This window comes from Natranaeroarchaeum aerophilus, from assembly GCF_023638055.1.
Lineage (GTDB): Archaea > Halobacteriota > Halobacteria > Halobacteriales > Natronoarchaeaceae > Natranaeroarchaeum > Natranaeroarchaeum aerophilum.
Genome location: NZ_JAKRVY010000003.1, coordinates 218,238 through 239,826, shown reverse-complemented (window position 1 = coordinate 239,826; position 21,589 = coordinate 218,238). Strand labels below are relative to the sequence as shown.

Genomic DNA, 21,589 nt, shown 5'->3' with positions numbered 1-21,589 from the left:
CGAAATTGGGTATGAGCGTTGAGTTACCGTTTGCTCCCGTGGACACTATTATTCGACGGAACGCCGGGCAGTTGCGCGTGAGCGCCGAGGCCGCAGAGGAACTCGCGCGCCGGATCCAGACACACGGGGCAGATCTCGCAGCCGACGCCGCAATCGAGGCGACCAGGGACGGCCGGAAGACGCTGATGGCCGAGGACTTTGGCGTCGAGCAGGTGATCGACAGGGACGCCCTTGAACTACCGATTGCACCGATCGATCGGATCGCGCGCCTCGATATCGACGATTCCTATCGTGTCTCGATGAACGCACGAATCGCGCTTGCGGATATTCTCGAAGACTACGCGGACAACGTGGCGACTGCGGCCGCGAAACTAGCCAGACACGCGGATCGCCGAACAGTAAAGGCTGAGGACATCCAAACGTACTTCGAGCTGTTCGAATGAGATGAACTTCGGCTACAGCGAGACGTGCCTCGACCACGATACTGGCGAACGCCACCCGGAGGCAGCCGACCGGCTACTGGCAGTTCGCGAAGGACTCAAGCGAAAACACGGCGTCGAGTACGTCGAGAGTCCCCCGGCGTCGGTCGATTCGGTCACCGCCGTTCACGACGACGCGTATATCGAGGAACTACGGCAGTTCTGTGCCGACGGTGGCGGTGACTGGGACCCTGACACGGTCGCGGTCGAGGAGTCCTGGAATGCGATCCTCCAGAGCGCCGGACTGGCGTCGTGGGCCGCAGAGCGTGCACTCTCTGGGGAGTCGGGTCGCAACACACCGTTCTCGCTCGGTCGGCCGCCGGGCCACCACGCGGTCACCGACAACGCGATGGGATTTTGTTTCGTCAACAACGTGTCGGTTGCCGCCCAGCACGCACTCGAGACTACTGACGCCGAGTCGGTTGCAATCCTCGACTGGGACGTCCACCACGGGAACGGTACTCAGGAGATCTTCTACGACCGCGAGGATGTCCTCGTCGCCTCGGTTCACGAGGACGGGATCTATCCCGGTACGGGACGGGCTGGTGAGACGGGGACGGGGGCAGGCGAGTGGTCGACGCTGAACGTTCCGCTTCCAGCAGGCGGCGGCGATACCGAGTACCTGGCAGTGTTCCAGCAGTTGCTCGAACCGGCGATCGAGGAGTTCGACCCGGACCTGTTGCTCATCAGCGCTGGCTTCGACGCCCACCGGCACGACCCCATCTCCCGGATGCGGCTCACGACCGACGGCTACGGTGTGCTCACCCAGCGGATGCGCAACCTCACGGACAGGACCGGGGCAGCGCTTGCGTTCGTCCTCGAAGGTGGCTACGGGCTTGATGTCCTCGCGGACGGCATCGTGATGGTTCACGAGGTGTTCGATGGGCTCGAACCATCGATGCCTGACGGGGACGTGGACGAAGACGTCGAAGCGCTGATCGGCGACATCCAGACCCGTCACCGCGGCGTCACGCCACCGAACTAGGGCGTCGGGTCGAAGTATGCCGCGAGTTCGACGCCGAACTCGTCGATAAGCGCCGTGATTTCTTCACCGACGAGTACATCGTACCCTGTTTCGAGTGCCGTCTCGACGTGCGTCCCTAGCCTGACAGTAAAGAGATCCTCGCTGTTCAGGAACGCCTCGGCAGTCGTGTACTCTCTGGAACGCTCGACGACGTATCTGTTCTCCTCGATGAACGGCCCATACGCATCAGTCCCCTCGTACTTCCGAAAGAAGCCTTCGGCGTGGTCCCGCACGTGAACAGGCGGGCCGACGTGACGCTCGATCCGCGGCCGTTCGGTGACGGCGAGCTCGGCGAACAGGACGGCCGTCTCGTCGGCGATCGCCATCGACCGACAGACATCGAAGCCGCGTCGGTCGAGTTCCTCGATGACGCCCAGCCGGGATCGTCTGAGCTGTGGGTACAGCTGATCCTCGACGATATCGGGCGCATCGAACCTGATCGCTACTGGTGTCGTCCCCCGGTTCTGGAGTTCTGCTCGGAGTGCGCGCTCGTCCAGTGGGTCTGGTTCGACCGCCGTGAACAACTCGGCCCGTGGGTCCTCGAGTAACTCGCGAGCGTAATGCTGGAGTCGGGCGACGTTCTCGGTCGAGAGGACCGCAGCGACGTTCCGCCCGGGGTCAGTCGGATCGATCACAGTGAGTGGGTCGTCGAAGGTCACCCGGCCGTGATCCTCCGGGTCGAGGTCGATCGGCGGATGCCACGCCGCAGCGGCCTCGATCATTGGTCGGAACCCACCGTATTCGAGGACGAGCAGTTCCGTCAGGTAGCCGCTGAACCCCTCCGTCCTGAGATCGCTACCGTAGACACCGATCCCGGTGAAAAACTGCTTTGCGAGGCGGACGTCTCGTGCGAGCTCGTTCGTGAGCCGTGACTGGACGTACTCCGCGTGGAACGGTGTTCGATCCACAGCGGATTTGATCTCTCCGGGGTCGTCGACGTCGTAACACGGGACGAGGTCGATATCGAACCCATCGACGGTACTTTTGACGTAGGGATGTTCGGCGAACTCCTCGGCTCCGTCGGGCAACACCTCGTGTCCAACGGCGAGACCGTACTTCTCTAGCGCGTCACGTTCGATTGAGGGCGAAAAGCGGACGAACAGATCGATATCCCGGTCGCCGCTGATCCACGTCTCGCGAGCCGTGGAGCCGACGCGAACGACGTCCGCCTCGACCGGCAGCGTTTCGATCGCTGCCTCGACTCGGCCGATCAGCGCGGTCGCCACTCGTTCCATGCGCTCTACCTCTTCGGGCGACGGATCGACCGATTCGCTGACGGCAGCTACGATATCCTCGAACGTCTCGGCCTCGCTCATCATCCTCCTGTTCACGCTTGGTGAGGGAAAGGATACCGGTGTACGGCCGGGGGAAAACGAAAGCCATTTCAAAAGACGTCGACTACGATGAGATGCACACGGGCCGCCGTAGCTCAGTTGGTAGAGCACCTGGTTGTTACCCAGGTTGTCCCAGGTTCGAGCCCTGGCGGTGGCGTATCTTCTCTGGAACTCGATGATCGGAGTACCTGCTGTCGGTCAGGGGCCGCGTTCGGATGCGACAGGTCTTAGTTTCAGGTCCATCAACTGGTGACCGAGGGCCCGTATCTCAGTCTGGTTAGAGAGAGCGGCTCATAACCGCTTCGTCCTTGGTTCAAATCCGAGCGGGCCCACTTCCTTCGGAATCGTTCAGTAGCTGTACACGATTTAGGAGCTACAGTACCCAGAACAATCGAAATCAGCAGTTTACGACATTCGGATTTGCCGCCCTCTGTGCGAAGTTCGCTTCGGCACGAAGCGGTACCCGATCCCGTCGTGCGATACATATAGCCGAAACCGGGGGTGGTTCTCGTGCTAAAACTCGTCACCGAGAGCGACGAGTCCCCCACCTGCCGGAACTGTGGCGCCCACGTATCGGAGGACTTCAGGAGGGTGTTCGGCGACGAGGATCACGTTGCCCACCGCTGTCCCGAGTGCGATACCACGCGCCGACTGAGCCGCGGGAGCGCCGCCGGGGTCGAGGTCGCGGTTACTGATCCCGAAGAATCAGCCGCGCATCGCAGTAATGAACAGGCCGAAGGGTGGTCGGTATGAGTCAGGCGACGCTCGTCTGACCGTTGGTCAGCCACACGGTGACGAAATACAGCAATAGTGAGAATAATATACTATTCTAGACTGGCTCGGCCAGAATTTCGTATTCAGATCTAGGCGGAACTACAGTCTCAAATACTACTTCAATTGTTGAATCACTACCCACTGCTTCCAGTTTGTCCGCTGGTTCTACTGGATCGTATCCTGCTGTATCCCGGTACTCAAATCTAAATTCAACCTCTCCAGACTCACCTGTATTCTCAAAAACAGCTCCATGAGACGCTGGCCACACCATCAGGGCGTATTCAGGGAATTCTGACTGTTCTGGCGCGTTTTCACTTCCTATTATCGATTCTTCTCTTCTCTCTTCAGAGTTGAAATAAAAAGACCTGTCTAAATCGAATTGACGCCCTTCACGTGAATTCTCCAAATAAATCGACGCTGCAGATGGGTCGGGGACATTTGAATCTTGGAAGTACCAAAGTTCTACTCTAATTTGACCGCTCCCGCGACTGTTTTGAATCGTGACAAAATACTCCCGATCTTCTTCATTTACTGAGACCACGTTTGGATCTGGAACAACGAAATTCTGAAATTCCATTTCCGGCTCATTTAGTCCAGCGCACCCTGCCAAGACAGTGCCACCTACTGTGGTCGCCCCTGTGATGAATTCTCTCCGTCTCACTGTCATAAAACTTGACTGTCTTGATATTAATCTACTGGTAATTGGAAGCCGACATAATCAATGCCCAAATATAGGCTTAAAATTACTACTAGGCCAGATTTCTGGAGGTTTCATTCGTAATATAGCCAGTCGACCTTCCCCCGCTCCCGCTGCTGAGCCTCTGGACTGTGCGTCCCGCGATAGTGCTCCAGCAACGTCTCCAGCTTATTCCAACCGCCCAACCACAGACCATCAGGGCGTCGACATCGGCGTTGGGGAGCGAGGTGGCCCAGCTGCGCCGGAGATCAGAACCCCGAGATTGTTCCAGCCAACCTCTTCAGTTTCGTCCTGGCGGCAGTCTGGATCCAGCGCTGAAGTGACCGCGTCGACGTGATGTCGAGTAGCGACGCGCTGGCGACATAGACTGTTCCAGAAACGGGACGGCGGGACGTGCCCGCCCGCGAGGATCGCGTATTACGCCCGATGCCACATCACGGTTACCGAACGCGAGGATACACGTATTGATATGGCATCCCAGCGAGCGCTGGCATGGTATAGTATGTCATTGAGGAATAAAGAACCTTTGCTACGTCGGGTCTCATCCTGAAACAACCACTGGTTGGGGACCGACGCCAGTGCAGGGGAAGAGACGTTCGCCGAAAAGTAATCGTTATACGGTATGCGTTCCACCTCCCAGATATGCAACGACGAGCAGCGGCCGGGTACGTCGCGCTCTTCCTCGTCATCGCGGTCGGAGCCTACGGACTTGTCGTAACAGCCGAAAGTCCAGAAATAACGCTTGAAGACCCCGAGTATGACGTCGAAGAGGGTGACCAGTTCGAGGCCGAGGGCGTGACCTACACGCTCACGGAAGTGACGCGTGACGACGGTGTCCCGACTGGAACACTGGAGTGGAACATCACTGTTGATGAAGAAGAAAGCTGGGAACATGGAGAGGTAATCGAGTATCAGGAGTCGAACTACGAGGTACTCATCCCGAACGAGACCGACCCCACCGAGTTCACGCTCCGTGAGGAGCCCGGCGACGACGTCGAAGTAGTCGGCGAAGGTGACGATCGTGTGATCCGCGTCGAGGAAGACGGCGAAGAGGAGTTCATTCCGATCGACGAGTACGAGCCGCTCGACCGACAGACGTTCGCCGAAGATGACGCTATCGAGTACAACGAGCACGACGCTACCGTCGCCGAAGTGACGGAAGACGAGGTGCGTATCGAGTGGACCGAAGAAGCGACCGATGACCTCACGATCCGTGAAGGTCTTGAGGTCCCACAGCTATCCGAAGACCCGATCTACATCGCACACTTTACCGCCGGAGACCGACTACAGTTTACGTCTGACCACGACTCCTACAACGAACAGGCCGACGAAATCGCGTACTTCGATGAGCGGACGGACGGCCTGACCGTTGCGATGATTCTCTCCGGACTGTCCGCGTTCCTGCTGGTCGGGATGGCGTACCTGCCGCGCAAAGAATAGCCGGCGTTTGCGGCCTTTTCGACTCGAGCTTCGGATACAGTCGCACCTTCCTGAGTCTCTCAAGTACGTCAACCCACCAGTCGGCTTGGCGGACGACCGGGTATGAACGCCTGCTCCGCTCACTTCGTTGCGCGCGAGTTTCCGCATCCAACCTGCTTGCTCCATCCATTCGTTGCTGTCAGTGAAGATCCGGGCCGGGAGGGAGTTGAACCGAGTGGAGACGTGCTCGCTCACTTCGTTCGCTGTGCGCGACTCCCCGGATTCAACTCCCTCAGTATCCGCTTCGCTCGTCACGTTCGTTCCTCGCAGAAGCGGGCCGGGAGGGAGTTGAACCCTCGACCGTCTGGTTAAAAGCCAGACGCTCTCCCTAACTGAGCTACCGGCCCTACATCATTCGATTGGGGGAGGGACAATTAAACCCTTATGATGCGCGGCGGTCAGTGGTCCCGAAACTCGCTGTCGAGTGCGCGGTAGACGAGCTGGTCGGGAGAGACGCCCTCGTTTGCGGCGCGTCGACGGAGTTCGCGGTAGACGTGCGGTGGGAGCTGGAGCGGTATTTCGCCCAGTTGGATTCCGTGGGCATCGAGCGCCTCCTCGACAGTGTTCCCGTCGTTGATCTCGCTTGCGAGCGTCCGGATCTCCCTGACGGTAAGATCGTTGTCGAGTGCGGCCCATGCAAGGTCGAATCGGGCAGTCCCGCTGACCCGAGCGATGTGTTTCGCGGCGGTCGGCGCGATATGTCCCATCGCGACATGACGGCGGATTGACTGGGGAAGGTCGTGGACGCGAGCCCACTTGCGGATGAACGCAACCGTCGCCTCGCCACCTGCGCGTTCGGCGGCAACCTTGTACGACCCCTCGCCTCTGACGAGCGCCGCACACGCTGCCGCACCGCGGAGCATGTACACGTTGTCGGGCGCACCTGCCGTGTTCTCCGCGAACGCGGCGACGGTTTCTGCAGCACGTTCGAGACTCTCGGGGTCGTCGGGGTCGAACTGGACAGCCTCGTCGGCGTGCTCGCCAGTGACGCGCTCGTCGCCACGGACGACCGGGTCCCCAACCGGTTCCTCGCGGTCCGCGGGTGGAGTCTGCGATCCCCGCGTGCGCTGGTATGGATCGTCACCCTGGTCTTTCGACCAGTCAGCAGTCATTATCCTTCCATAGCAGCGGCAGCATAGAAAAACCTTCCACTCTCCCGTCGGCCAGAAGCGTGCGCGGAGTCACTCTTCGCGTTGTTCGGAGAGGTGCTCCCAGATTTCGGTGCAGCCTGCTCCTTCTTCGATGTCCGACAGATGGTCGTCCTGCTGTTCATCGTCCTCGTCTGGCTCTGTCATCGTTGCGTTCGTCATCGGCCGACCTCCAGTGCATCCGACTCGTAGAGCTCGGGTGCGACATCCGCTGACGTATGTTGGCTGGTCGATACTCGCTCGACGTGCGACTCGTCTGTCATCACGCGACCGTTGTACAGGCAGCCGCTTAAAAGAGCGTTCAGCAACAATCCCTACCCGAACTCCAGATTACCAGTGTTCCTTTCCGACATCTCTGACGGGCTGGATGATATCGAATCGGCCGTCATACCGCGTTTTGACGGTGTTTTCACCGTCACAGCTCCGGTAAGCATTGTTACCGACGAGTCGCTAAGGGGTCCGGAGCGTCAGTATGTCAGTATGGTAGTTTCCGTGCGGACGCTCGACGACGGTGCCTGGATTAGCGTCAACGACTCGCGGGCCGTCGGTGTGAGCCAGATCTGGCCCATCGCTCGACACGGCTTTTGTGAGTGCGAAGTCGCACATCTGTTGCTGGAGGCGTTCTACGACGTCGGGGTTGACGAACACCGGATCGTCGCGGGCGTCGTCGGGCAGTGTATCGACTGCGGTACTGAGGGGTCGATCGACACGCTGCCGGTTGGTCGGATCATCGACGGGGACTTCTATGCGTACGACTCCGGCCAGGTCCAGTCACTGCTCGAACCCGTCGAGGACCCCATCGCAGGCGAACACCGACTCTCCGGCCGGTACTGATCACGACGGATCCCCGGTTCGTGGCATGTGGTCTCGTGTCTGGCAAAGATTTCCGCTACACTGTAGATGGGGGGAGAACTGACGCGAGAGGTCGTGGTTTATGAAAGGAGGGCATATGGTGGGTATATGCCAACTGACGTCGAAAAGTGGAAAGACGAGATCTACGGCAACGAGATCAGGGAGCACCTGATGGAGTTCGCCGAGGAGGGCTGGGAGTCGATCCCGGAGGAGGAACACGACGAGTGGTTCGAGCGGTTCAAATGGTGGGGTCTCTACCACCAGCGCGCAGGCCAGGAGAGCTACTTCATGATGCGGATCGGGACGCCAAACGGCGTACTCGAACCGGGACAGACCGAGGTCGTCGCCGAAGTCGCAAACGAGTACGCCACCGGCCCGGCCTCGAACCCGGAATTCGGAAACGCCTACGTCGACTGGACGACGCGCCAGTCGATCCAGCTCCACTGGATCCGGCTCGAGGACATTCCGGACGTCTTCGAGAAGCTCGAATCCGTCGGCCTCTCGACCCAGCAGGCCTGTGGTGACTCCTGGCGGAACATCGTCGGCAACCCGATGGCCGGAAAGGCCCCCGAGTTCGTCGATGCGCTGCCAGTCATCATGGAGCTCAACGAGCGGTTCAAGGGCAACGACGACCACTCGAACCTCCCACGAAAATGGAAGGTGTCGGTCACTGGTGCAGCGGACGGCTCCGGACAGGGTGACATCAACGACCTCGCGCTCGAACCGGCGTTCAAGGAGATCGACGGCGAGGAAGTCCGCGGGTTCAACGTCCGCGTGGGCGGCGGCCTCTCGCGGAACGAGCCGCGACTGGCCCGCGAACTCGACGTGTTCACCCGGCCCGAGAACGCGGCGGACGTCGCCGGTGGCATCTCCGCGCTGTTCCGCGAGCACGGCGACCGCGAGAACCGCTACAACGCCCGCATCAAGTTCCTGATGGACGAATGGGGGCCCGAGAAGTTCCGCCGCGTCCTTCAGGACGACTTCGTGAACTTCGAGCTCGAAACCGCGGGGACGGATCTCCGCGAGCAGTACACCTACAACGCCGGCGGCAACGAACACGGCGATCTGGTCGGCGTCCACGAACAGCGCGACGGCAACTACTACGTCGGTCTCAACGTTCTGGTCGGCCGGATGGGAGCGGACGATACCCACGAACTCGCCCGCCTCGCCGAGGAGTACGGTTCCGGCGAGGTCCGGGTCTCCCAGCGACAGAACGTGATCATCACCGACGTCCCCGAGGACGACCTCGACGCCCTGCTCGAAGAGGACCTGCTCGAGGACTACTCGCCGGATCCGCATCCGTTCATGCGCGGCTCGGTCGCCTGTACAGGGACGGAGTTCTGTTCGCTCTCGATCGTCGAGACGAAGAACCGGCAGGTTCGCTACGCCCGCTGGCTCAAGGAGAACGTCGAGCTTCCCGGGGGCGTCGAGGACTTCCACATCCACCTCTCGGGCTGTACGGCATCGTGTGCCCAGCCCCAGATCGCCGACGTCTCCCTGCGCGGCATGAAGACGCGCAAGGACGGCGAGCCGGTCGAAGCGCTCGACATCGGCCTCGGTGGCGGCCTCGGAGAGAACCCGCAGTTCGCCGAGTGGGTCGCCGAGCGCGTCCCGGCCGACGAGGTGCCTGGCGCCATCGAGAACCTGCTGGCGAAATTCGAATCGGAGCGCAACGGTGAGGAGACGTTCCGTGATTACATCGCTCGACTCGACGACGAGACGCTCGACGACATCATCGATCCCGAGGAGACGAGCTACGAGGATCCGTACATGCACAACACCAAACGGACCTGGTACCCCTACGCCGAGGACGACAGCCTCGACGCGAGCCCATCGCCGGCGGACGACTGATCCGTTCGGCCCGCTCTTCTCTAGTACCCCGTCGACGTGACGGTCTTTCCTCTCGGATCCGGGCGGTAGACAGTAGTCCGTGTAGTTCTTTGGTATCGACATGTCCTCTCGATTGCAGTCGACGATCCTCGCCTCGGCAGTGCTCTCCAGTTCCCACCTCGACGTGCTTGGTGATCGAATATCGACGGCCGGAGAGCGAGAGTCGATCGATGTCCGGACCCCGGTGACCGACGAAGTGGTCGGGACCGTGCCTGCCTGCGAGGCTGCGGACGTCGACGCTGCCGTCGAGCGTGCGCAAAGTGCGCAGGATGCGTGGGCGGAGCGTCGGCCCGAGGAACGAGCACAGGTGCTCTATCGGTTCGCCGACCTCGTGCTGGATCGTCGCGAGGAACTTCTCGACGCGATTCAGGTCGAGACGGGGAAAGCGCGCGAACACGCATTCGAGGAAGTGCTGGATGTCGTCAACACCGCTGGCTACTACGGCAAAGACGGCCCGGGACTGCTCGACGAGCGCGATCGGACCGGTCCCGCTCCGGGACTCACGAGCGCCGTCGAGACGTACGAGCCGGTCGGCGTCGTCGGCGTGATCAGCCCGTGGAACTACCCGATGACACTCTCGATGGCGGATCTGCTCCCCGCCCTGCTCGCGGGCAACGCCGTCGTCTGCAAGCCCGACGAGCGAACCCCATTTGCGACGCTCATGCTCGCCGAACTGCTCGAAGAGGCCGGACTGCCCGACGACGTCCTCGCGGTCGTCACCGGCAAGGGCGAGGTAGTGGGGCCTGCACTGATCGATCGGATCGATTACATCGCATTCACGGGGGGCACCGAGACCGGACGAACCGTCGCCGAGCGCGCGGGCCGAAACCTGATCGATTGCTCGCTCGAGCTGGGCGGCAAAAACCCAATGCTCGTGCTCGGCGATGCCGACATCGGGGTGGCGGCCCGCGGCGCGGTGAAAGGAGCGTATACGAACGCTGGACAGCTCTGTCTCGCGCCCGAACGGATCTACGTCGACGAATCCGTCTACGACGAGTTCCTTGATGCCTTCGTTGGCGAAACGCGCAAACTCTCGCTTGGCGTCGGGGTCGGCTACGATGGGGACGTCGGATCGCTGATCGACGGGCGACAGCTGGAGCGAGTTCGGGCACACGTCGACGGCGCAGTCGAGGATGGCGCGTCGGTGCTCACTGGCGGACGATATCGCCCGGACGTGGGGCCGTTCTGTTACGAGCCAACAGTGCTGGAGGGTGTCCCGGAAGACTCACAGGTCGCCTGCGAGGAGACGTTCGGACCGGTCGTTTCGGTCTACCCAGTCTCGGGTGTCGAGGAAGCAGTCAGCCGTGCCAACGACTCCGAATACGGGCTGAACGCGAGCGTCTACACACGCGATACCGAACGCGGACGCGCAGTTGCCCGGCGGATCGACTGCGGGACCGTCTGCGTGAACGACCCGTTCACCGTGGGCTGGTCGTCGATGGATGCGCCGATGGGCGGGTTTGGGGAGTCCGGACTCGGACGTCGCCACGGAGAGGTCGGTCTTCTCCGGTATGTCGAATCGCGCACGATCGCCACCTCGGCATTCGGCCCGATGGAACGGCCAGCGAGCCTTCCCAGGCGGTGGTTCGTCCGGCTTGCGTCGGGAGCACTCCGGGCACAGACGCGGGTTCGTCGGTGGTTGTCGTGACCGACCCCCGCGTACTGCTCACCGGCTTCCCCGGGTTTCTCGGTTCGGGGCTCGTCGAACGCCTGCTGGAGCGGGGCGACGGTCCAGTTGCCTGTCTCGTCGAGCCGAAGTACTACGATCAGGCAACACGGCGCGCCTGTGAGCTCACAGACGCGGTCGGCCCGGATGGGCAGATCCAGCTGTACGAGGGCGACATCACGATGACTGGTCTGGACATCGAGAATTCTACGGAGATCTTCGCGAGCATCGAGGAGCTCTACCACCTCGCTGCAGTGTACGATCTCGCCGTCGACGCCGAACTCGCCGATCGAGTGAACGTTCGCGGGACTCGAAATGTTCTCGACGTCGCCGAAGATATCGACGTGGAACGGTTCCACTACGTCAGCACCTGCTACGTGAGCGGGCGCTACGACGGCGTGTTCACCGAGGATCACTTGCAGGAAGGCCAGAAGTTCAACAACCACTACGAGGAGTCGAAGTATCGTGCCGAAGTCGCGGTGCAAGAGCGGATGGCCGCGGGGCTCCCGGCAACGATCTACCGGCCAGCGATCGTCGTCGGCGATAGCGAAACCGGAGAGACGGACAAATACGACGGTCCGTACTACCTGCTATCGTTACTACTGGCCCAGCCGACGTGGGGATCGCTGTTGTTCACCGTACCAGGATCGGCGAACGCCGAACTAAACGTCGTGCCGCGTGATTTCGTCATCGACGCCATTGCGGCGATCGGAACACAGGACGACTCGGTCGGTCAGGTCTACCAGCTCTGCGATCCCGCTCCCCTCTCGGTTCCGGCGTTCATCGATGCGATGGCAGCCGCGGCGGGTCACCGGACCGTCAGGCTGCCGACGACCAAGTCAGTCGCGCGACGTGTCTCCCGGTGGCTCGGCACCTACGAGATCAACGTCGAGCCAGCCGCGCTTGACTATCTCGATCACCCGACACGGTACGCCTGCCCGAACACGCGTCAGGCACTCTCGGGCACCGAAATCGAGGTACCACCGTTCGAGTCGTACGTCGACTCTTTCGTCGAATTTGCGAAGGCTGATGGGGCTCACTAGAGATCCCCGATGACGCCACTGTGCGAACGACCCACAACATTTATTTCAGGGAGTTGCGAACGTTTACTCAGCGTACAGGTGTCGGCGTGTCCAGAACCAAGCAGATCAGCGAACTCAGAGCTGCATTCCCCGCGGATGCCAGCGTACTTATTACTGGTACGTGTGCCGAAACAATCGGATCGCTCCATCAGAAACTGCTCTGTAGCGCCGTCGACAACGACGAGGGGGCGGTCGTCGTTACGACCGAGGATACAGCTGCCAGGGTACAGCAGCGGTTCGACCGATCACGCCGGTTCGCGTCGACATCCGGACTCGCAGTCGTCGACGGGACGCCGAAGGATCGCCGACACGCGGAGCCCGAGCGGAACGTCTGGAAGACGAGTTCGCCGGTCGACTTCAGTGGAGCAATGCTTGCGCTACGGCGTGGCTACGAATCGCTCGCAGTCGAGTACGACACCGTTCACCTGCTCTTTGATACGCTAACCACGCCGCTGGTTAGTGCCGACTCGTCAACACTCATGCGGTTTGCACACCAGGTGATGCTCGAAGGCGGCTCGACGACCGGGTTGCAGCTCTTCCCGGTGTTTACGAACGTCACCGCCACGAGCGACGTCACAAAACTCAAACACCTGTCCGAAGGGATGATCGAGGTCAGAAAGCGAGGGGGCAAACGGCAGGTTCGCCTCCGGGGCTCGCCCGAAACGCCCGCCGAGTGGTTCGATCTCGCGGAGTACGATAGCGCGTTCGACATTCGAGGGTTCGTCTGAGCGTTCTCAGCAGTTGGGGACGCGGCGAACGCTTTTGCTCGCGCGTAGCAATGCCCGCATATGGACGAGTCGGAACGCGAACGACTACTCAAGCGGATCAACAGACAGAGTTCGACGATCGGCGCCAAGACGCCCGACACAATCACCGTCAACGGCGAGGAGCTCGACCTCCAGGAGTTCCTGATCGAAACGCGTCGCGTCGAGGGGATTCCCGATGACGCCAAAGAACTGGTGCTTGACACGAAGCGGGCACTGAAAGCCGAGCGCATGGAACTGGTCGAGCAACTGGAAACCGAGGAGATGAGCTACAAGCAGGGACAGGAGATTGCCGATACCATCGTCGGGATCGACCGCGCGCTCAACGCGCTCGATAGCCTTCGGGGCCAGCGCTACGGCAAGCGATCACACTCGGTAAATGTCAACGATTACAAGCAGTGGATGGATTTCCTCGAATCCGTCTCCGGCTAACCCCTCGCTACTCGCCGAACGGCACGACGTTCTGCACGTCCTTCACGAACGGACGGGGGTCATCGAGACTCAGATAATCGAAATTCGGCTCCTCGTAGAGTGAGACCGCGACATCCCGGAGCGCCTCGGTGAACGGCGGGGGATCGACCAGCGGGAACTCGTCTCGGAGCACGCTGTGGAGGTGGACTGCCTCGCCGCGAAGTAGATGCGTCGCGACGCCGTCCTCGTACGAGGGCACGCTGTCAACCGTTTCGCCCCCGGCAAGCTGCCAGAACAGCTGCGGAAAGTCGAGTCCGGCGACGACCGGACAGGACAGCGAGAGCCAGAACCGGGGGTTCACCTCCAGTAGCGTGAACTCGTCGGTCCGCTCGTTCCTGACGAACTGGACCGATGCCGGGCCGTCGTACTCCAGCGCGTCGAGCACTGCCCGGCCAGCACGCTCCAGTGCGGGGATCGATGTCGTCTCCCGGGCGATGCTCGTCCCGCCGCTGTACTTGTAGGCCCGCAACTGATGTTTGCCGCAGGTTGCCACCGCCTCGCCGTCATCGTACAGCGCCCAGAGCGCGTACTCCGAGCCCGGAACGTACTCCTGGACGATCGGCTCGTGACCCATCTGTTCGCGGAGTTGTTCGCGATTTGGCTCGACGCCGGGCTGGAGGAGTTCGGCCGATCCCGGACTGCCGAGCCGATCCGGCGGCATCGACTCCTCGTACTCCTCCGCCAGCAGCGCGAATCGAGGCTTGACAACCTGTTTTCGGTCCCAGTCGTCGGTCTCGCTGAGCAGGCGCGTCCTCGGCGTCGCCACGCCAGCGTCTGCTGCGATCTCTACCAGCCGCGTCCGGTCGTGGACATCCCGGAGCGTCTCGAAGTCGGGCCAGGTCGGCAGCAGATGGTCGGTAAACTCGGAGCGATACCGTGCCAGCGTGAACACGTCCACCTCGCGCATCGGCGCGATCGCTCTGACGTCTGCACGTGCTGCAAGCTCCAGCAGTGCGTCTCGAAACCCCTCCCGGTCTTTTTTCGGGTCCGGGACGGTCCGACGTTCAGTACAGTGTTTTGAGGCGAGTGCAGGTGCCTGCTCCGATTCCGAGATGCCGATCGTCCGGATCCCGTGCTCGCCGAGTGCCCGGAGGCAGGCGACCGAGCTTGGACCTCCCTCCGGGACGATGACCGTCTCTCCAAACTTGCGTTCTGCTTGCATCAGTGTCTCCCTGTGTCGATATCCGTTGCGTGACGGTCATTCGTTTGTACCAGTTAGTTGCGAGTCGACTATCAGCTACGTACAGTTCTACAGGTTGAGCAGACCGAGTGCCTCGGGGTCGTCCGGAAGACTTCGGCTTCCGTGATGACGAGGCGCTCTGCGTCTCGAACCACTTGACCCCGAGGCGGTTCACCAGAGATATGAGCAACTCACAGAGCCTTCGGCCAAAAAGCCGCTCGCTCCGCTCGCGGTCCTACTCCTCGAACACAAAGCTCCCGTCTTCCTGCACCACTTCACCATCAACCTCGATCCGCGAGTCTTCGCTCATATCGACGATCATATCGACGTGAACCGCGCTGTCGTTCTGTTCGTTGTCCTCGCCGACGGTATCCTCGTAGGCGCGCCCGACCGCCATGTGGACGGTATCGCCCATCTTCTCGTCGAACAGCATGTTGTAGGTGAACTGGTCGATCTCGCGGTTCATTCCGATCCCGAGTTCGCCGAGCCGACGCGCTCCTTCGTCCGTTTCGAGCACTTCTGTCAGGACCTCCTCGTTCTTGTCGGCCGCGTGATCGACGACTTCGCCGTCCTCGAATTCGAGGTAGACGCCGGTGACCTCGCGGCCCTGATGGTAGAGCGGCTTGTCGAACAGCACCTCGCCCTCGACGCTGTCGGCGACGGGCGCGGTAAAGACCTCGCCGCCGGGGAGATTCTTTTCGCCGTAATCGTTGAGCACGGGGTTGCCCGCGACCGACATCGTGACGTCGGTGGTGTCGCCGCTTTTGATCCGGACCTCGTCTGCGGGGTCGAGAATCTCGACCATGTTGGCCTGGAACTCGCGCTGTTCGTCCCAGTCCTTGTTGACGGCGTCCCAGACGAAGTTCTCGTAGCCCTCGGTGGAGAGTTCGGCGAGCTGGGCGTTCGCGGGCGCGGGGAACTGCGTGAGACACCAGCGCTTGGAGAGCCGCTCGGCGGTGATCGGCTTCTGGGCGCGCCGGTAGGCGGCGTTGATCTCGGCGTCGACGTCGCTGGTCTCGGTGACGTTCTCGTTGGCCCGGATGGCGATGTAGACGTCCGTCTCCTCGATGAGCGCCTCGGTGTGACTCGGCGTCTCGAAGTCGTCCTCCTCGCTCGCGCGAAGGTACGCGCGCTGGGCGCGATCGTCGCTGGAGAGGCTGATCGGGTTCGCGCCCACGTCGCCGATAACCTCGTGAAGCGCAACGACCAGATCGTCGGCGACCGGCGGCGCGGTGATGACGACGTCGTCGCCCGCCTGCAGGTCAACGGAGTGATGCGCGATGATCTCTGCGTGTTCGCGGATTCGCGGGTCCATACCCGCATCTGGTCCGGCATCGTGGAAAATCGTTCGGTTCCCGGAACTACTCGTACAGGGGATGGGCCGCACAGAGGTCGGCTACCTCGTCACGAACTCACTGCCCACTGACTTCACTCCTGAATCAAAGCCAATCCGTAGTAAGGTACGTCACTGTGTCCATCGCGTCCCGATTGGGGAACGCTTCCGGAACGCGCTGGATGATATAAACGACACCCCCATGATTACGATTCTGGAAGATCCTCCGGGCCGGTGACAATTCTCGGGTCCTCTTCAGCGGCTTCGTGTAGCTCTCGACGGCGTTTTTCGACCGTCCGCATCTTTTCGGGGTGATCGTGATAGTACGCCAGTGCGTGGTAGACGTCCGAAGCAGTGAGGTCAAAACGGTCCGCAACCGTCTGGGCGTCGAGGCCGCGCTCTTCGACCAGCCCATGGACGTGGCTCACGGTGATTCGTCGGTCTCGAATATGGGGTTCGTCGTGAATCTCCGACTCGTCACCTGAGACGACGGTGTTCATCTGCTTCGACATACTGTAGAATATCATTGCAGTGAGCTTCAGTCTTTGCCGGAGAGGCTGTCAGTCCGGGGGATCTGTGGGGTTCAGGGCACGTATGCTGTACAGGGGTGCCACCAACAGACCAGATGTGCCGATCGTTCGACAAAGGCAACTCAATTATCGTTGTGCTCGGAGGCAAATAGACTCTGGCGGATGATTTTGAAGCGCTTGGGCAAGTTGTGGATAATCGCGTTTAAACGTATTATCGGGGGTTGGTTCTACGACACTCTGAATACTGAACCCGGCGTCGATAATTGATGTGAATAGCTCCTCGATCGACCGACGATAGTACGTGCCCCGGTTTTCGCCACCCTCGGCGATCCAGCGTATATCATATCGCTCGGTCGCATCATATTGTGGGGCGTCTGGGCCGGTTTCAACGACCGCCTCTACGTCGGCTTCCTCCCCAGTCGTCGGATACTGTCCATCCCGAACGACAGAATAATCGTGGACTGGGTTATGCGTGGAAACTACGAGAACGCCATCTTCGGACAAGATACGAGCGAATTCGGCCAGCGGAGTCGATAATTCTTCGAGATGTGAGAAGACGTGTTGACACAGAACCACATCAACAGAACTGTCTTCGATGAATTCCAAAGGTTCCCCGAGATTTGCCTGCCGAAACTCTGCATCTGGGGCTCGATTTTGTGCTTCCCGTACCATTTGCTCACTGATATCGACACCGACGACATCAGCTCCCCTCTCAGCGATTTTCGCCGTGTAAACGCCTGAACCGCAGCCTGCATCAAGGACTCGGCGGTCAGCCAAGTTTGGCAGTAGTTCCGTCAGCGTTGGCCAGAGTAGCTGCTGTCGAGATGGCGAATCAGTAATCTGTACCCAGTAGCCCGCGAGGTCATCGTAGTGCTCAGCAACGCGGGGGTCAGAATCAGGCATGTATGATATTTTTTCAGAAGGTATGATGGTGATATTGGTATCGGATAATCTCTCCAGTTCAGGAAGTATGCACGGCTGGCTAATAGCCAGTTCACGTTGATCAAAATGAAACTATCTGCCTTGTTTTGCTCGCCAACTCTATCAGATACCCCCTGGCTCCGTACCACAGGTCTGTCTCCCTCTGTCGAGTGAGTGTCGCAGACGGCTGGGGGGACGGGGCGCTATCGGATGGATACTGGGGCAGGGACGTTCGAGGAACTCCCCGCCGACGTAGCTGCTCAATCGGTTCCAGACCCCTGCTCGACCGGCATGTGACGTAGTAAATAATGTTACAATGTTACATTATATACGCACGCTTGTCGGCTGGTTCGGGACAGCACCGCGGCCAGCCGTCATCCCGACCAAGGCTATTTGCGGTGGACGCCCGAAAATGCCCCATGATCGATCTCCGCAGCGACACGGTCACGACGCCCGACGAGTCGATGCGCGCCGCCGCGGCAGATGCCGAGGTCGGCGACGACGTCTACGAGGAAGATCCCACAGTCGCCGAGCTAGAGCGCCGGGCGGCCGAGATCGCGGACTTCGAGGCCGCGCTGTTCGTACCGAGCGGGACGATGGGTAACCAGATCGCGGTGCGCGTCCACACCGAGCGAGGCGAGGAGGTGCTGATCGAGGAGGAGAGTCACGTCTACAAGTGGGAACTCGGCGGGCTGGCCCAGCACGCACAGGTCCAGACGCGGACCATCGACGGTGGTGATCGGGGGATCCCCTCGCCCGACGCGATCCGGGCAGGCCATGTCGACGAAGATCTTCACCGACCCGGAACCGGACTGCTAACCCTTGAAAACACCCATAACAGCAGGGGCGGGATCGCCATCGCCCCCGGGCTGATCGACGCTGCCGCGGATGCGGCCCACGACCTCGACGTACCAGTCCATCTCGACGGCGCGCGCCTGTTCAACGCCGCGACCGCCCACGACGTCCCGGCCGAGCGGCTCACCCGGGAGGTCGACTCGGTCATGTTCTGTCTCTCGAAGGGGCTGGGCGCGCCGGTCGGCTCGATGCTGGCCGGGAGCGAGTCCTTCGTCGCCGAGGCACGCAGAGTGAGAAAGCTCTTCGGCGGCGGGATGCGCCAGGCGGGGATTATCGCCGCGCCGGGTCTGGAGGCGCTGGAGAACCGCCATCGGCTAGACGAGGATCACGACCATGCCCGGCTACTCGCCGAGGGACTGGAGGTAATCGAGGGACTCGACGTGCAGGAGCCGGAGACAAACATCGTACTCGCCGAGACGAGCGGGCTGGGGATGAGTGTCGCGGCGTTCTGTGACGCGCTCGAATCCCGGGACGTGCTGGCGAGCGAGTTCGGTGAGTCGACGGTTCGGTTCTGTACGCATCTCGACGTCGATCGTGAAGATATCGAGCAAGCTGTCGATGCCGTCGAGACGGTTGCGGCGACAGTCCAAAAATCGTAGCCCGGATCAGCGCTGTGAATTGTCAACGCCTTCCTTGAACGACAGCATGGTCCTGCGAATTAACAGGAAAAAGAACAGGAACAGGCCGACGAAGATGCCGACGAGGCCGAGGAAGAACGGATCTGTGAGCATACTACCGAGTTCATCCGGGCCGAACTAATGCGTTTCGGCGTGCCGTGAGCGTGCAGAAAATTCATGCCGATAGACCGTCGAATCCGTACTATGGCCGATCTACTGCCCTCCTTCCCCGACACCTCCACGGCCGACGACGGGGCCCCCAGAGTAGTCGGGATCGACAGCGACGAAGCCGACGACGTGCTCGCCGCGCTCTCGGCGAACACCGCGCGGCAGCTGCTGACCGCCCTGCACGACGATCCCGGAACGCCCTCGGAGCTGGCCAACCGCGTCGATACCTCCCTGCAGAACGCCCAGTATCACCTCGGCAAGCTGGAGGACGCAAACGTCGTCCGCGTAATCGACACCGCCTACTCCGAGAAGGGTCGCGAGATGAACGTCTACGGCCCGACCGACCAGCCGCTGGTCGTCTTCGCTGGCGACGAGTCCAAAGAGACCGGTCTCCGAGCCGCGCTCAAGCGACTGGTCGGCGGCATCGGCGCGCTTGCAGCCGGGAGCCTGTTCGTCCAGGCGCTCGCGGGCGAAGGGATACTCGGGGGCGCTGATGACGGTGCTCCGGCGACCGCGGAAGACGACGAAGAGGAACCGACAGACGGAGACGCGGGGGCTCCGGAGGAAGAAGAGGAGGAGTTCGATATCGCAACCGACGACGAGGAGGATGCCCCACCCGGTGACGATGCGCCAGCCGACGACGTGGAGGAAGACGATGATGCCGAGCCGACGACAGCCGAAGACGATGGATTCGACATTCCGTTCGTCGAGGACGACTTCGGGCTGATCGGTATCTCGGGATTACCACCCGGCGCGCTCTTTTTCGCGGGTGGCGCGACCGTTATGGCCGCGTGGTTCCTGCTCTGGTACGTCCGGATCAATAGGTAAAACTGCTCTTTGAGTCTACGGTGGCTACTTTTCCCCTGTCCCCGTATGCATGGTTGCGTCCGATACTGGACGTAGCTGCCGACCGGCTCTCCGTGCGGCCGTTTCGCTGCCCTGACAGCGACGAACGGTCGCTGCCGCCCACCCCCGCGGCCCATAGCCCTCCACCTCGCGGCCCGGCGTCGTCGCTGGCCCGCAACGCCGCCGGGCCGCACTGGTCACTCTCGACCGGTCCTCGCTGACGCTCCGGCTCGATTCTGTCCCTGCTGACGCTACGGCCCGGTTCCGTCTTCGCTGACACTACGGCTCGATTCTGAACTCCTCGAAGACGGTTCCGTCCGGCTGGCAGAGCCGCCCATCCAGTCCACCAGCAGCTGGTTCCAGTTCGGCATGACTCGGCCTATTCCCCCGCGGGTCGGCGTGGCTGCCCGGATTGAGGAGCGTGAGCCCGTCCGCGTCGGCGACCGACGGCTGGTGGGAGTGGCCCGAGACGACCACGTCGGCGTCACGCTGACGACCGAACAGGGCAAGCGCGGTCGCACCGCCACGCTTGCGATGCGTGACGGCGAATCTGACACCCTCGTACTCGACAGTTCGATCCGTCGGGAGCCGGTCCCGTACCGCCATCTGGTCGGCATTTCCATGCACCGCATCCAGTCGTTGCGCTTCCTGCTGAAAGGCGTCGAGCGCGCTCGTCGACGTGAAATCTCCGGCGTGAATCACGTGATCGGCGTCGCGGACCGCTTCGAGAGTCCGGCCGGTAAGTGCATGGCCATCGTGGCTGTGCGTGTCCGAACAGATAGTGAGCATATCCGAACCGACGCGTGCGACCGAAACCTGTCTTTCGGCTCGCGTCGGGAACCCGAAGGTCCATGAACGCGGCCCCAGAACGGGCGCGTATGCCGACCGAGGGCGAGGAGACGCCACTCGACCACGCCGACCGGGTACTCGCGACGTTCGAGGACGCGACGCCCCGGACTGCCGAGAGCGTCGCCGCCGAATCAGGACTCGACGTCGAGACGGCCCGGGCGACCCTCGCAGCGCTGGTCGATCGGGATGCACTGTGTCACAGAGCGGTACGGGGCCGTGATGACCCCGAACAGCGGCTCACGAGCGAGGAGCTCGACGCTCTCACAGTGGATCTATGGTATCTCCCCGAAGAACGACTCGCTGGCGGCTCCGTCAACCTCGTGGTCGACGACAGCGAGGCTATTGAGGACGCGCTGGACGAGTTGTCGTTCCCCGGGGCGAGCGAGCTGATGCGCGAGTGGCGGCGTAACGCCGTTCGAGCGGCCTACGAGTACTTGCGCGAGCAGGGACCGGTCGATGCGGGCGCGTTCCGCGAGGACGTCTACCCAGCACACAGCGCCGGATACGGGAGCGCCGGGGCGTGGTGGAACTGCATCGAACCACGGCTCGCCGAACTGCCCGGCGTCGGGCGGGACGATGGGACGTGGCGGATCGTCGACTGATCTGTGGCTGACTACCATTGCCGACCGC

Annotated in this window: 23 protein-coding genes and 3 tRNA genes; 15 read left to right on the top strand and 11 right to left on the bottom strand. The window is 61.6% G+C overall.

What is annotated here, in order from left to right; translation table 11 throughout:
• Positions 1-11: 11 nt before the first annotated feature.
• Positions 12-443, top strand: coding sequence for a histone family protein (locus AArcSt11_RS17010; protein ID WP_289622699.1), 432 nt, complete (start codon positions 12-14; stop codon positions 441-443).
• Position 444: 1 nt separating this feature from the next.
• On the top strand, positions 445-1,464 hold the full coding sequence (locus AArcSt11_RS08080; RefSeq protein WP_250596144.1) for a histone deacetylase family protein: 1,020 nt from the start codon (positions 445-447) through the stop codon (positions 1,462-1,464).
• Here the strand turns inward: AArcSt11_RS08080 and cca are convergent.
• Entirely contained in the window at positions 1,461-2,819 is a 1,359-nt protein-coding gene (gene cca / locus AArcSt11_RS08075; protein ID WP_250596142.1) for a CCA tRNA nucleotidyltransferase, read from the bottom strand. The genes AArcSt11_RS08080 and cca overlap by 4 nt on opposite strands.
• Before the next feature lie 102 nt (positions 2,820-2,921).
• Here cca and AArcSt11_RS08070 point away from each other — a divergent pair.
• From AArcSt11_RS08070 to AArcSt11_RS08060, 3 genes are all read left to right on the top strand, one after another.
• Positions 2,922-2,994, top strand: a tRNA-Asn gene (locus tag AArcSt11_RS08070).
• A 100-nt stretch (positions 2,995-3,094) separates the two neighbouring features.
• Positions 3,095-3,169, top strand: a tRNA-Ile gene (locus AArcSt11_RS08065).
• Positions 3,170-3,338: 169 nt separating this feature from the next.
• On the top strand, positions 3,339-3,590 hold the full coding sequence (locus AArcSt11_RS08060; protein WP_353617720.1) for a DUF7563 family protein: 252 nt from the start codon (positions 3,339-3,341) through the stop codon (positions 3,588-3,590).
• 76 nt (positions 3,591-3,666) lie between these two features.
• Here AArcSt11_RS08060 and AArcSt11_RS08055 read toward each other — a convergent pair whose 3' ends face one another.
• On the bottom strand, positions 3,667-4,272 hold the full coding sequence (locus AArcSt11_RS08055; RefSeq protein WP_250596138.1) for a hypothetical protein: 606 nt from the start codon (positions 4,270-4,272) through the stop codon (positions 3,667-3,669).
• Positions 4,273-4,950: 678 nt separating this feature from the next.
• Here AArcSt11_RS08055 and AArcSt11_RS08050 point away from each other — a divergent pair.
• Complete coding sequence (locus AArcSt11_RS08050) at positions 4,951-5,748, top strand: DUF8231 family protein (protein WP_250596136.1); 798 nt, start codon at positions 4,951-4,953, stop codon at positions 5,746-5,748.
• 312 nt (positions 5,749-6,060) lie between these two features.
• On the opposite strand, the gene AArcSt11_RS08045 is transcribed toward AArcSt11_RS08050, so the two are convergent.
• The 3 genes from AArcSt11_RS08045 to AArcSt11_RS16955 form a co-directional block, all read right to left on the bottom strand.
• A tRNA-Lys gene (locus AArcSt11_RS08045) sits at positions 6,061-6,134 on the bottom strand.
• A gap of 51 nt (positions 6,135-6,185) precedes the next feature.
• Complete coding sequence (locus AArcSt11_RS08040) at positions 6,186-6,899, bottom strand: DUF7119 family protein (RefSeq protein ID WP_250596135.1); 714 nt, start codon at positions 6,897-6,899, stop codon at positions 6,186-6,188.
• Between the two features lie 69 nt (positions 6,900-6,968).
• Entirely contained in the window at positions 6,969-7,097 is a 129-nt protein-coding gene (locus AArcSt11_RS16955) for a DUF8595 family protein (RefSeq protein WP_259371246.1), read from the bottom strand.
• A 318-nt stretch (positions 7,098-7,415) separates the two neighbouring features.
• Between AArcSt11_RS16955 and AArcSt11_RS08035 the strand changes: the two genes are divergently transcribed.
• The 6 genes from AArcSt11_RS08035 to AArcSt11_RS08010 all read left to right on the top strand — a co-directional run bounded on the left by AArcSt11_RS08035 (position 7,416) and on the right by AArcSt11_RS08010 (position 13,621).
• On the top strand, positions 7,416-7,769 hold the full coding sequence (locus tag AArcSt11_RS08035; protein WP_250596134.1) for a DUF8134 family protein: 354 nt from the start codon (positions 7,416-7,418) through the stop codon (positions 7,767-7,769).
• Positions 7,770-7,895: 126 nt separating this feature from the next.
• Positions 7,896-9,638, top strand: coding sequence for a nitrite/sulfite reductase (locus AArcSt11_RS08030; RefSeq protein WP_250596133.1), 1,743 nt, complete (start codon positions 7,896-7,898; stop codon positions 9,636-9,638).
• 100 nt (positions 9,639-9,738) lie between these two features.
• Complete coding sequence (locus AArcSt11_RS08025) at positions 9,739-11,325, top strand: succinic semialdehyde dehydrogenase (protein WP_250596132.1); 1,587 nt, start codon at positions 9,739-9,741, stop codon at positions 11,323-11,325.
• Positions 11,313-12,386 (top strand): SDR family oxidoreductase, encoded by a 1,074-nt coding sequence (locus tag AArcSt11_RS08020; RefSeq protein ID WP_353617719.1) that lies wholly within the window; start codon positions 11,313-11,315, stop codon positions 12,384-12,386. Before AArcSt11_RS08025 ends, AArcSt11_RS08020 begins: the two co-directional genes overlap by 13 nt.
• Before the next feature lie 86 nt (positions 12,387-12,472).
• A complete protein-coding gene (locus tag AArcSt11_RS08015) occupies positions 12,473-13,153 on the top strand; it encodes a DUF7504 family protein (RefSeq protein ID WP_250596130.1) in 681 nt (226 codons plus the stop codon).
• A gap of 60 nt (positions 13,154-13,213) precedes the next feature.
• The gene (locus tag AArcSt11_RS08010) at positions 13,214-13,621 is read left to right on the top strand and encodes a DUF5788 family protein (protein ID WP_250596128.1); all 408 of its coding nucleotides are present in this window, start codon (positions 13,214-13,216) and stop codon (positions 13,619-13,621) included.
• 7 nt (positions 13,622-13,628) lie between these two features.
• Here the strand turns inward: AArcSt11_RS08010 and AArcSt11_RS08005 are convergent, their stop codons facing one another.
• The 4 genes from AArcSt11_RS08005 to AArcSt11_RS07990 all read right to left on the bottom strand — a co-directional run bounded on the left by AArcSt11_RS08005 (position 13,629) and on the right by AArcSt11_RS07990 (position 17,606).
• Positions 13,629-14,822 carry a carboxylate--amine ligase gene (locus tag AArcSt11_RS08005; RefSeq protein ID WP_250596126.1) on the bottom strand — a complete coding sequence of 398 codons (1,194 nt, stop codon included), beginning with the start codon at positions 14,820-14,822 and terminating at the stop codon, positions 13,629-13,631.
• Positions 14,823-15,075: 253 nt separating this feature from the next.
• Entirely contained in the window at positions 15,076-16,155 is a 1,080-nt protein-coding gene (locus AArcSt11_RS08000) for an aminopeptidase (protein WP_250596124.1), read from the bottom strand.
• A 224-nt stretch (positions 16,156-16,379) separates the two neighbouring features.
• A complete protein-coding gene (locus AArcSt11_RS07995) occupies positions 16,380-16,685 on the bottom strand; it encodes a DUF433 domain-containing protein (protein WP_250596122.1) in 306 nt (101 codons plus the stop codon).
• Between the two features lie 144 nt (positions 16,686-16,829).
• Positions 16,830-17,606, bottom strand: coding sequence for a class I SAM-dependent methyltransferase (locus AArcSt11_RS07990; RefSeq protein WP_250596120.1), 777 nt, complete (start codon positions 17,604-17,606; stop codon positions 16,830-16,832).
• A 437-nt stretch (positions 17,607-18,043) separates the two neighbouring features.
• Between AArcSt11_RS07990 and AArcSt11_RS07985 the strand changes: the two genes are divergently transcribed.
• The gene (locus AArcSt11_RS07985; RefSeq protein WP_250596118.1) at positions 18,044-19,078 is read left to right on the top strand and encodes a threonine aldolase family protein; all 1,035 of its coding nucleotides are present in this window, start codon (positions 18,044-18,046) and stop codon (positions 19,076-19,078) included.
• A gap of 6 nt (positions 19,079-19,084) precedes the next feature.
• Here AArcSt11_RS07985 and AArcSt11_RS16950 read toward each other — a convergent pair whose 3' ends face one another.
• Complete coding sequence (locus tag AArcSt11_RS16950) at positions 19,085-19,210, bottom strand: DUF7859 family protein (RefSeq protein WP_259371245.1); 126 nt, start codon at positions 19,208-19,210, stop codon at positions 19,085-19,087.
• 90 nt (positions 19,211-19,300) lie between these two features.
• Between AArcSt11_RS16950 and AArcSt11_RS07980 the strand changes: the two genes are divergently transcribed.
• Positions 19,301-20,092, top strand: a complete 792-nt coding sequence (locus AArcSt11_RS07980) for an ArsR/SmtB family transcription factor (RefSeq protein WP_250596116.1) — start codon at positions 19,301-19,303, stop codon at positions 20,090-20,092.
• Between the two features lie 297 nt (positions 20,093-20,389).
• Here the strand turns inward: AArcSt11_RS07980 and AArcSt11_RS07975 are convergent, their stop codons facing one another.
• Complete coding sequence (locus AArcSt11_RS07975) at positions 20,390-20,899, bottom strand: metallophosphoesterase (RefSeq protein ID WP_250596115.1); 510 nt, start codon at positions 20,897-20,899, stop codon at positions 20,390-20,392.
• A gap of 89 nt (positions 20,900-20,988) precedes the next feature.
• Here AArcSt11_RS07975 and AArcSt11_RS07970 point away from each other — a divergent pair, with 89 nt between their 5' ends.
• Complete coding sequence (locus tag AArcSt11_RS07970; protein WP_250596114.1) at positions 20,989-21,561, top strand: hypothetical protein; 573 nt, start codon at positions 20,989-20,991, stop codon at positions 21,559-21,561.
• The last annotated feature ends 28 nt before the right edge of the window (positions 21,562-21,589 follow it).

Coding starts and splice junctions, on each gene's coding strand:
- AArcSt11_RS17010 (WP_289622699.1), top strand. CDS start 12: ATGAGCGTTGAGTTACCGTTTGCTCCCGTGGACACTATTATTCGACGG.
- AArcSt11_RS08080 (WP_250596144.1), top strand. CDS start 445: ATGAACTTCGGCTACAGCGAGACGTGCCTCGACCACGATACTGGCGAA.
- cca (WP_250596142.1), bottom strand. CDS start 2,819: ATGAGCGAGGCCGAGACGTTCGAGGATATCGTAGCTGCCGTCAGCGAA.
- AArcSt11_RS08050 (WP_250596136.1), top strand. CDS start 4,951: ATGCAACGACGAGCAGCGGCCGGGTACGTCGCGCTCTTCCTCGTCATC.
- AArcSt11_RS08040 (WP_250596135.1), bottom strand. CDS start 6,899: ATGACTGCTGACTGGTCGAAAGACCAGGGTGACGATCCATACCAGCGC.
- AArcSt11_RS16955 (WP_259371246.1), bottom strand. CDS start 7,097: ATGACGAACGCAACGATGACAGAGCCAGACGAGGACGATGAACAGCAG.
- AArcSt11_RS08035 (WP_250596134.1), top strand. CDS start 7,416: ATGGTAGTTTCCGTGCGGACGCTCGACGACGGTGCCTGGATTAGCGTC.
- AArcSt11_RS08030 (WP_250596133.1), top strand. CDS start 7,896: ATGCCAACTGACGTCGAAAAGTGGAAAGACGAGATCTACGGCAACGAG.
- AArcSt11_RS08025 (WP_250596132.1), top strand. CDS start 9,739: ATGTCCTCTCGATTGCAGTCGACGATCCTCGCCTCGGCAGTGCTCTCC.
- AArcSt11_RS08010 (WP_250596128.1), top strand. CDS start 13,214: ATGGACGAGTCGGAACGCGAACGACTACTCAAGCGGATCAACAGACAG.
- AArcSt11_RS08005 (WP_250596126.1), bottom strand. CDS start 14,822: ATGCAAGCAGAACGCAAGTTTGGAGAGACGGTCATCGTCCCGGAGGGA.
- AArcSt11_RS08000 (WP_250596124.1), bottom strand. CDS start 16,155: ATGGACCCGCGAATCCGCGAACACGCAGAGATCATCGCGCATCACTCC.
- AArcSt11_RS07995 (WP_250596122.1), bottom strand. CDS start 16,685: ATGTCGAAGCAGATGAACACCGTCGTCTCAGGTGACGAGTCGGAGATT.
- AArcSt11_RS07990 (WP_250596120.1), bottom strand. CDS start 17,606: ATGCCTGATTCTGACCCCCGCGTTGCTGAGCACTACGATGACCTCGCG.
- AArcSt11_RS07985 (WP_250596118.1), top strand. CDS start 18,044: ATGATCGATCTCCGCAGCGACACGGTCACGACGCCCGACGAGTCGATG.
- AArcSt11_RS16950 (WP_259371245.1), bottom strand. CDS start 19,210: ATGCTCACAGATCCGTTCTTCCTCGGCCTCGTCGGCATCTTCGTCGGC.
- AArcSt11_RS07980 (WP_250596116.1), top strand. CDS start 19,301: ATGGCCGATCTACTGCCCTCCTTCCCCGACACCTCCACGGCCGACGAC.
- AArcSt11_RS07975 (WP_250596115.1), bottom strand. CDS start 20,899: ATGCTCACTATCTGTTCGGACACGCACAGCCACGATGGCCATGCACTT.
- AArcSt11_RS07970 (WP_250596114.1), top strand. CDS start 20,989: ATGCCGACCGAGGGCGAGGAGACGCCACTCGACCACGCCGACCGGGTA.